The 9,155-nt window shown below is 65.8% G+C and carries 8 protein-coding genes; 1 reads left to right on the forward strand and 7 read right to left on the reverse strand.

Annotated features, from left to right (window positions below):
* Window positions 1-103: 103 nt before the first annotated feature.
* From QRO95_RS05680 to QRO95_RS05695, 4 genes are all read right to left on the reverse strand, one after another.
* Complete coding sequence (locus tag QRO95_RS05680; protein WP_049399831.1) at window positions 104-1,138, reverse strand: fimbrial protein; 1,035 nt, start codon at window positions 1,136-1,138, stop codon at window positions 104-106.
* A complete protein-coding gene (locus QRO95_RS05685) occupies window positions 1,129-3,693 on the reverse strand; it encodes a fimbria/pilus outer membrane usher protein (protein ID WP_343237322.1) in 2,565 nt (854 codons plus the stop codon). The genes QRO95_RS05680 and QRO95_RS05685 overlap by 10 nt, the downstream gene beginning before the upstream one ends.
* Before the next feature lie 92 nt (window positions 3,694-3,785).
* On the reverse strand, window positions 3,786-4,514 hold the full coding sequence (locus tag QRO95_RS05690) for a molecular chaperone (RefSeq protein WP_032128056.1): 729 nt from the start codon (window positions 4,512-4,514) through the stop codon (window positions 3,786-3,788).
* Window positions 4,515-4,599: 85 nt separating this feature from the next.
* Complete coding sequence (locus QRO95_RS05695) at window positions 4,600-5,139, reverse strand: fimbrial protein (protein ID WP_049462839.1); 540 nt, start codon at window positions 5,137-5,139, stop codon at window positions 4,600-4,602.
* 459 nt (window positions 5,140-5,598) lie between these two features.
* On the opposite strand from QRO95_RS05695, the gene QRO95_RS05700 reads away from it, so the two are divergent.
* Entirely contained in the window at window positions 5,599-5,964 is a 366-nt protein-coding gene (locus tag QRO95_RS05700; RefSeq protein WP_014645902.1) for a hypothetical protein, read from the forward strand.
* A gap of 25 nt (window positions 5,965-5,989) precedes the next feature.
* Here the strand turns inward: QRO95_RS05700 and pncB are convergent, their stop codons facing one another.
* From pncB to QRO95_RS05715, 3 genes are all read right to left on the reverse strand, one after another.
* Window positions 5,990-7,168 carry a nicotinate phosphoribosyltransferase gene (pncB, locus tag QRO95_RS05705; protein ID WP_010482009.1) on the reverse strand — a complete coding sequence of 393 codons (1,179 nt, stop codon included), beginning with the start codon at window positions 7,166-7,168 and terminating at the stop codon, window positions 5,990-5,992.
* 108 nt (window positions 7,169-7,276) lie between these two features.
* Window positions 7,277-8,116 carry a glycosyltransferase family 2 protein gene (locus tag QRO95_RS05710; RefSeq protein WP_049398157.1) on the reverse strand — a complete coding sequence of 280 codons (840 nt, stop codon included), beginning with the start codon at window positions 8,114-8,116 and terminating at the stop codon, window positions 7,277-7,279.
* Window positions 8,113-8,967 carry a glycosyltransferase family 2 protein gene (locus QRO95_RS05715; protein WP_285301889.1) on the reverse strand — a complete coding sequence of 285 codons (855 nt, stop codon included), beginning with the start codon at window positions 8,965-8,967 and terminating at the stop codon, window positions 8,113-8,115. Before QRO95_RS05715 ends, QRO95_RS05710 begins: the two co-directional genes overlap by 4 nt.
* Window positions 8,968-9,155 lie beyond the last annotated feature (188 nt).

Below are 9,155 nucleotides of genomic sequence, written 5' to 3' on the forward strand. Positions count from 1 at the left end.
TGGCATTGATCTTCATCGTTGGAAGATCAAGACGCAGTCAACGCCGCCCGTGGAACGGGCGACGTTGCGGTGGAACGCAGCAGTGGCGCGGCCTGCGGCCGCCTTACTCGTACTGGATGGTGAAGGTGGCCTGGCCGTTTGCGACACCTGCACCCACCGTGCCGGCCTGGGTCTGCACATAGCGGGCACGCAGCGGCAGCGCCATGACACTGGTACCCGGCACGGTGGTGCCGACGTTGACGGTCTGGCCGAAACGCACTTCGCGCTCGGTGCTGCCATCGCGCTGGACCATCTGGATGCCGATACGGGTGGCGCTGTTGGTGGCCGCACTCAGCTTCAGCACGCCGGGCATGTTCGAGCTGTCCTGGTCGGCGTCGAGGCGGATGCCGATCTTGCTCTGGTAGGCAGCAACGTTGCTGCCCTGGCAGTTCAGGCGGATCTCGAAATCGCGATCTACAGCCTTGGAACCGACACCGGTGAACGTGGTGTTGGGCACGCTGCCGAAATCGACGGCAATGTTGCGACTGCCCGCCTGCACTTCGCAGGTCGGGCTGACCACGGTGGTGCCCGAGCCCTTGAAGGTGGAGGTCAGTTCCGGACGGCCAGGGCCGTCGCCGTCGAGATAGTAGGTGGTGAAGCGACCGTTGGGCGCGATGATGCCCGACCCCGTCTGCGCGGCCGTCTTGATCAGTTCAACCCGGAAACGCCCACCATTGAGTGTCAACGTGCGATTGCCGGGCAGTGGCAGAGTATGCGGGTAGTAAGTCTGGATGGAACCGGAATCGCGATAGACACGGATACCGACCCCCGCAACGTCGGTAGCATAGACGTCGTTGAAACCTGGCACAGCATTCTGTTGTGCAGCGTTGACGAAGCGGCCATTGGCGCTGCCCCCCCAGCGATCACATGTGCCTATGTTGTTACGCTGGTTGATCGGCACGATCAGTTCCTTGATCAAACCACCGACCGGCAGGTTGGGCAGAATGACGATCTGCCCCATGTCCATCTGCACGTCCTGCGCGACAAAACCCTGCTGCGTGATGTAGCAGGTTGCCAACGCCGGGCTGGCGAGGGTAATACCTCCCAAGATGGCCACGGTGGCAAGCAGCTTACGGCCACGGGAAGAAATCATCGGCATGCTGCCTCCAGCGGGATGAAGCCGGTCTTGGACGCATCGGCGCCTGCCGGAACCTGGTAATCAACGGTGCAGCGCTGGTCGGCGCCGGCGCCCCACTCCACCAGCAGGCTGCCCTGGTTCTTGTCACTGCGCACGTACAGGCGGCCGCCCTGGCTGACCATGCCCACCGGCTGGCCCTGCTCGTCCTTGACCTGCGCACCGAACGGCATGGTGCGGCCATCGGTGTTGCGCACCTGGATCAGCAGCGCGTTGCCCTTGCGGGTATCGAAGCGCAGGTAGCTGATGGCACCGGCGAACGGCGCGATCGACTGGCTGGTACTTTCCAGCTCGACGTCGTGGGCCATGCCCTGCGGATCGAGGGTGACGGTATTGAGGCGGTACGGCGACACGTACGGGACCACCGCGTAGCCGCGGCCGTCGACGCGCAGGCCCGGGGCGTTGCTGACGATCGCATCGCGTGCGCCCGGCGCTTCCACCAGCACCATGGTGTCGCCACGCTGCGGGGTGAAGGTGAAGCCGCCCGGATGCACGACCACGCTGCCGTTGGCACCGACCGACGCCTGGCGGAAGTCACGCGAGTGGCTGTAGCTGGCGTTCAATGCGGAATAACGGCTGCGGTATTCGACGTTGCCGATCGCGGTGGTGCTACCCTCGCGGGAATCGGACAGGGCCGCGCCATAGCTGAAGTTGTTGTCGACACCGGCCGAACCGGTGATGCCAACGCGGCTGTTGTCGTAGCCCCCGCGGTCGCGCACGCCAAGATCAGCACTGAACGACACAGGGTGGGTACCACGGCCCAGCGGCACGCTCATCGACAGCAGGTACTGGGTATCCGAGCGACCGAGTACGCCCTCTTCGGTGCGCAGCGCCGAGAAACCGTAGTTCACCGAACGCCAGGCGTTGTTGTAGCCGACCTGGTACTGCTTGGAGGTGCCGGAACGGTCGTAGAAGTCACGCACCGAACCGGTCACGTACAGCGCGCCGCCACGACGGCCCAGCGGCTGGTTCAGCGTTACCTGGAACTGGCTGCGCTGACGGCCACGGGTGGTCGGATCGATGCCGCGCTTGTCCGAATCACGGCCATACAGCGCGTCCTGCAGGCTGTAGAAGCCTTCGGTCGAATAGCGGTAGGCGGCCAGGGTCAGGTTGGTCCCGGTCTCGCCGATCATGTTGCTGTAGCTCAAGCGCACGCTGGCACCGGTGTGGTTGCCGTAGTGGTCGAACGTCGTACGTGCGTGGGTGACGTCGGCGGCGAACGCGCCAACCGGCGTGGACAGGCCGACGCCGTACAGCAGCGACAGGTAGCCATCGCTCAGTGCACTGCCGCCGTACAGGGTCAGCTGGTTGCCGATACCGCGCTGGTAGGTGCCCTGCACCAGCCACGGCTCATCGGCCAGCAGTTTGTTGCGCACCTGGCCGGCGGTCAGCGAGTAACGCGACACGCCTTCGCGCAGCATCTGCGGCACCGAACCGAACGGCACCTTGAATTCGCGGCGGCGGCCATCGGCCTCGATCACGCTCACTTCCAGGTCGCCGCCGTAGCCGGTCGGGTACAGGTCGTCGATGACGAAGCTGCCCGGCGACACGGTGGAGGAGTAGATCAGCTGCTCGTTCTGGCGCACTTCGATGCGTGCGTTGGTCTCGGCGATGCCGCGCACGACCGGCGCGTAACCGCGCAGCGAATCGGGCAGCATGCGGTCGTCGCTGGCCAGGCTGGCACCGCGGTAACCGATCGAGTCGAACAGTTCACCGGTGGTGTAGGCCTCACCGATGGTGAGCATGCCGCGCACCTGCGGGATGCCGCGCTGTGCATAGGTGGCGATGCTCTGCCAATGGCGGCCATCGCCCTCGGACCAGGTCAGGTTCGAATCGTGGCGGAACTGCAAGCCACCCAGGTTCATGCCGGCGTTGAGGCCGAGGTAGGCACTGCGGTTGCGCTGGCCACCTTCGACACGGCTGTCGCTGTCGATGGCATTGAAGCTGTAGCCGACGAAGCCGGCATTGATGCCGCGGTCCCACAACGCCGGGTTGACGTAACCGCGCGCCTCACGGCGCAGGAACACCTGCGGGATGCTCAGGTCGTAGCGCAGGTTGCCGCTGTCATAGACACCATAGGCATTGGCCATGCGCTGCTGGACCGGCACGCAGCTGGTCTTGTCGGTCGGCACGGACGGATCCTGCTGCAGCAGCACGGCTTCGCTGTCCACGCCCATTTCTTCCAGCATCGGCAGCGGCAGGCAGGCGTCGACACGGCCCTGCGCATCGGCCTTGAACTGCAGATCGCGACGGCCCTGCCAGGCACCGTTGACGTAGACGTCGACGCGGTAGGTGCCGGCCACCATCGGGTTGCCGTTGCTGAAGGCCGCCAGATCGACCTGCTTGGCCTGGCCAGACAGGAAGCTGGAGTTGAACTGGGCCGATTCCGGTGCACGCGCATTGGCCGCACCACTCTGCGCCATCAGCGCCTGTTCGCCGAGATTGGCCGGGGCAGCCAGCGCCCATCCTGGGCAGGCCACGCCAGCAACCAACAGGCAAAGCGCCTGATGGATCGACAATGTCAATCTGTTTCCGATCACACTGACATTCCTTCAATTCGCCGCACAGCGGCGGTGGCGGGATGCGCAGGCGCAAGGCCGGCGCGGCGCGTTCAGCCCCCGGTGCTGCCGAGGCGGATGGTGTGTTCCACCCGGCCGCCGTAGTCGTTGATGGTGATGAAGCGGACCTGGTCGGTGCCCGCCGGTGCGGCGAACTCCAGGCTCTGCTTGGGCGCGACCATCGCGCCCTTGTCCTCGACGGCCTTTTCACTGCTGCCGGTCACGGCATGTACTTCGGCCAGAGTGACGTGGAAGGGGCTCGGGTTTTCCACCCGCAGACGGTCGCCCGTGCGGGTCCAGCGCAGCGCTGCGGGCGCGTCGTTGGCGACGCCCTTCAGGCCCTGCGGCCGGTAGAAAAGCTTCAGGCGCGAACGGAACGCGACCTGCAGGTAATTCTGTTCGCCGCTGTCGGCGTTGTCCGGGGACGGCGGAACATCCAGCACATTGAGCCAGAACACCGACTCACGGTCGGTCGGCAGCTGCGCGCCGGAGAAGATCAGTCGCAGCGCCTGGCTGCGGCCCGGCTCGACGCGCGCGATCGGCGGCGTCAGCACGAACGGGGCATCGCTGGTATCAGCGGTCTGGTTGGCGTCGCCGCTGTCGATCCAGGCCTGCACCAGCGCCGGCGAATCGCCCACGTTGTCGACCTGCACGGTGACTTCGCGCGCCTGCGCCGGATAGATCACTCGCGTGCCATTGACCACCACGCCGGCCAGAGCGTTCTGGCAGAAGGGCAGCGTGAACGCTGCCAGCAGCAGCGCCCGGGGAAAGAATGCTTTCATCGGAAGTACTACGCTCGAGGTATGTGGCCAGGGGCCGCGATGCACTGGCCGGCGCGTACGCCGGCCAGCGCGGGTACGACTACGATCAGTTGTAGATGATCGTGTACTTGACGCTGCTGGTGACGTCGCCCGGGGTGGCGGCGTTAGTGGCGTAGTACTCAGCGTAATAGTTCAGATTGGCCGAGCCGTCGGTGCCGACGGTGACCCACTGCGAGTTCTCCTGGGCCAGACCGAGGCCAGCCGCCTTGATCGGCAGGAACGTGTTGTTCGAGCCCAGCAGCTGCAGCTGCACGTTGGTGGCAGCGTTGGCCGAAGCCTGGTTGACCAGGCGGCCGCTGTTGAAGTCAACAGTGGAACCCGGCTCGAAGTAGGTGGCGACGTTGCCGGCGCTGCACTTGCTCAGGTTGATGGCGAACGGGGTACGGCCCGCAACGGCACCGGCGGTGGCCAGGGTGTTCTTGGACACGGTCGGCAGGTTGACGGCGAAGTCCTTGCCGCCCGGGGTCGAGATGGTGCAGGTCTTGTCGGTCACCTTGCCGTTGAAGGTGATGGTGCCGTCGGCGGCGTTGGCGGCCAGCGGAGCGGCGGCCAGCATCAGAGCGGCGATGATATTGATCTTGTGCATTCGCTTTTACCTAACCCTACTGAAGAGATGAGAAGTAGAGGAGGAAGCAAGGAGCACTGCCGGGCTATCAAGACCCATCCTTGCGTCTCACCTGTGGCCGGACTCGGACATACCTTCCCCTGAATCCGTGACGCAAGTATAGGCACAACTGTGATGAAAGTCTCATTATTTTTCTGAACGCCAATTCATTGACGCCTCAAATGTGACGTGGTAGGCGGAATGAGAGCCCGGCGGGCGTGGGGGATTTGACGGCAAGGCGATCAGGTCACAAACGACCCTGCATGACGCTTCCCGTGGCGCGTTCGGCATGCGCGAAAACAGGCTTTTTTCAGGTGGAAATCGCCTTATTTGATGCGCATCACTCTTTCTTGGTGATGGCCCTAGCAGATTCGGATTTGTCCTATTAAAGACGGATCGAACCTGTCGCTAACTAGGACACACCGAACCAGAGAACGTGTCATGAGGAACTCCATTCTGCTGTGTGTGGCCCTGATGTCCGTCAGTGCGCTGGCCCAGGCCAGCAGCGGCAGCATCCGTTTCAGCGGCCGTATCGCCGAGCCGGGCTGCACGACGAACCTGTCCCAGGGTGAGCTGAGCCTGGCCGCCTGCCCGCCCTCGGCCAAGGGCTCGACGGTGGCCGTGACGGCGCTGGCCGATGGCCAGGCCGCGACGCTGCGCGACGGCAAGCGCCAGGGCCAGAAGCTGTCGGTGTCGGCCAGCGCGATGCGCGCCGGCGATATCGCCTTCTCCGAGCGTTACAGCGTGCAGGCTTCGAAGCAGCAGCCGCTGCAGGGCGCCTACCTGGTGGTGGTCGACTACCTGTAAGCCGGCGTGCTGCAAGCCGACGTGTTTACGCCGGCGGCAGCTCGAAGACCTGGCGCAGATAGGCCAGGTAGCCCGGGTCGTCGCACATGCTCTTGCCCGGCGAATCGCTGAGCTTGGCCACCGGCTGGCCGTTGCAGCGGACCATCTTGATGACGATGTTGAGCGGCGTTGGCCCCAGATCATTGGTCAGGTGGGTGCCGACGCCGAAGGCGACCTGGCAGCGACCACGGAAGTAGTCGTACAGGCGCATCACCTTGGCGATGTCGAGCCCATCGCTGAACACCAGCACCTTGCTGCGTGCATCCACCCGGCGCTGCTGGAAGTGGGCCAGCATGCGGTCGCCCCAGTCGAACGGATCGCCGGAGTCATGGCGGACGCCGTCGAACAGCTTGCAGAAGTACATGTCGAAGTCGCGCAGGAACGCATCCAGGCCGACCACGTCGGACAGCGCGATGCCGAGGTCGCCGCGATACTCGCGTGCCCACGACTCCAGTGCCGCCACCTGCGAATCGCGCAGGCGTGGGCCCAGCGCCTGGAATGCCTGCAGGTACTCATGGGCCATCGTGCCGTGCGGGGTCATGCCGTACAGGCGGGCGAAGTGCACGTTGCTGGTGCCGACCAGCTGCGGGCCGAGCGCATCGCGCAGCAGCGGCAGCAGACGGGCATGCCAGTCACGCGAGTAGCGGCGGCGGCTGCCGTAGTCGGCGATGCGGCACTGCTCGAACCCCGGGGTATCACGCAGCAGCGCGGCCTTGGCCTGCAGGCGGCGCTCGCCCTCGGCGAAGTCGGCGGTGGTGGTGTTGCGGAACCAGACTTCGTTGATGATCGCCAGCAGCGGCACTTCGAACAGGATGGTGTGCAGCCAGGGCCCGGTGATGTCCAGTTCGATCTCGCCGGGCACGGTCTTCGATGCGCGCAGCTGGATGTACTTGCGGTCGAGGTGGAACAGGCCGAGGAAATCGGCGAAGTCCGGCTTCACGAAGCGCAGGCCACGCATGTAGTCCAGCTCCGCGTCGCTGAAACGCAGGCTGCACAGGTGGTCGATCTCTTCGTCGATCTGGTCGATGTAATGGGCCAGGTCGATGCCGGGCGTGCGGCACTTGAACCGGTACTGCACCTGGGCGCCGGGGTGCTGGTGGAGCACCGCCTGCATCATGGTGAACTTGTACAGGTCGGTGTCGAGCAGGGACTGGATGATAGGCATGGGGCGGATTATGCGCCCGGCAGGGTGAACCGGGGTGCCTGCGGCCACACTCAGCTCACGGGAAACAACATTGGTAGATCCACGCCATGCGTGGATGCTCTTGCGGCGCTACAGCGCCTTGCGCAGCAGCTTCGGCACCAGCATCAGCGCGTGCGCCCAGATCGCGCCCCACACCGCTACCCGCACCGGCAGCGAACGCTGCCTGGCCTCGAACTTCTGGAAATAGCGCCACAGGCCCTTGTGCTTGTGCCATTCCACGAAGAACGGCCGCGAGCGGCTGGAGACGCCACGAACGTGGGTGACCTGCAGGTCATTGGCGATCGCCACCACTGCTCCGGCTTCGCGTGCACGCCGGCACAGGTCCAGGTCTTCGGCATGCAGGCGATAGCCGGCGTCCCAACCTCCGATGCAGTCGAACAATGCACGCGGCATCATCAGCAGCGCACCGGACAGCGCCGGCACCCGCTGCAGCGCCTGCTGCGGGTCACGCGGCACCGCCAGCTTCGAGCCCTTGCCCGGCGAGCGCAGCATCATCAGGAAATCCGGGTCGCGGCGGCGCACGGCTTCGTCGGCATGGCCCTGCTCGTCCACCTGCTCGACACCGAGCAGGCAGTCGCCCAGTCCTTCCGCGCGGCTGCGCAGTGCGGCCAACGTCTCCGGTTCGACCATCAGGTCCGGGTTGATGAAGGCCAGCCATGGGCTGTGCGAATCGGCCACACCCTGGTTGTTGGCGGCGGCAAAGCCGGGATTGTCCGGATTGCCGACGAAACGCACGCGCGGGTCGTGGCTGGCATGGCGCTGCACGATATCCAGCGTGCCATCCATCGAGCCATTGTCGATCACCCGGATCTCGGCCACGTCCTGCGCCTGGCGCAGACGCGAGAGGCAGGCGTCGATGGTGCTGCCGCTCTGGTAGGTGACGACGATGGCGGCAATGGCAACATTCAAGCAGGAGGCTCCGGCGCGGAAGACGAGACGAACAGGTCACCCTGTTCCTTCGGCATTATCGCCTGCCGCATGCGCTGCTGCAGGTCGGCACGCAGGCCATGCAGCGGATCGTGCATGAGGAAGTCAGCCAGCCGTGGCACCCACCCCGGCCAGCGCGCGGCCAGGGCCTCGAGATCGCCATCACGGCTGACCGCCTCCCCTGCCCGGCTGACGAAGGCGGTCTCGCACAGCACGTTGCGCCATCCCAGGCCAGCCATGCGCAGGCTCAGGTCCACCAGTGCCGCGTTCCAGCCGGCGTAGCTGTCCACGTCCAGGCCGCCGGCGCGGCGACGCGCGTTGCCGCGCACCAGTACCGCGTGGGTGACCGCCGAGGGCAGCTCCGGATGCAGCACCGGCAATGTGGCGCAGGTGTGTGCCAGCAGTGCCGGATCGTCCGGTTCCGGATTGATCTCGCCCAGCCGCGGCCATGCAGCGGTTTCGCCGGCATTGCACCACGGGGTTGCGGTGGCGATGGCGGCGTCGCGGGCGAAGGCATCCTGCAGCTGCTGCAGCCAGCCCGGCGCGGGCACGCTGTCCGGCGCCAGCACCGCCACGTCCATGCCCTCGCAGGCGCGCAGCATCTCATCCAGATGGGCGACCTCGCCCAACGGCCGCGCGCGGCGGGTGTATTCGGCCTGCAGTGGCGTATGCGCCAACCAATGCTCCACCACCGCCTGCGCACGCGGGCCGGTCTGCGCGTCATCGGCCAGCCAGACCGCGGTTCCCGGCGCGGTGCCGGCATCCAGCGCAGCCAGGCAGCGGTCGAGTGCGGCATCGTCCACGCACAGCGGCAACAACACGATCGCCCCCATCCCGCCTCCGTGGTTGTCGGTAGCCACAGCCTAGCACCGGGAGGGTATCGGCCGGGTTGCACCCGGCACCCGCAGAGGCCAGAGGCCAGAGCCAGCGCCGAAGCAACAGCCGGAGCAAAAGCTGGGTTCCTGGGGGATGGCGGGGTGGGGCCGGGTGCGGGGGACGCTGCAAGTACGTCCATGTAAGC

It is taken from the genome of Stenotrophomonas maltophilia group sp. Smal13, from assembly GCF_030236855.1.
GTDB classification, from domain to species: domain Bacteria; phylum Pseudomonadota; class Gammaproteobacteria; order Xanthomonadales; family Xanthomonadaceae; genus Stenotrophomonas; species Stenotrophomonas maltophilia_A.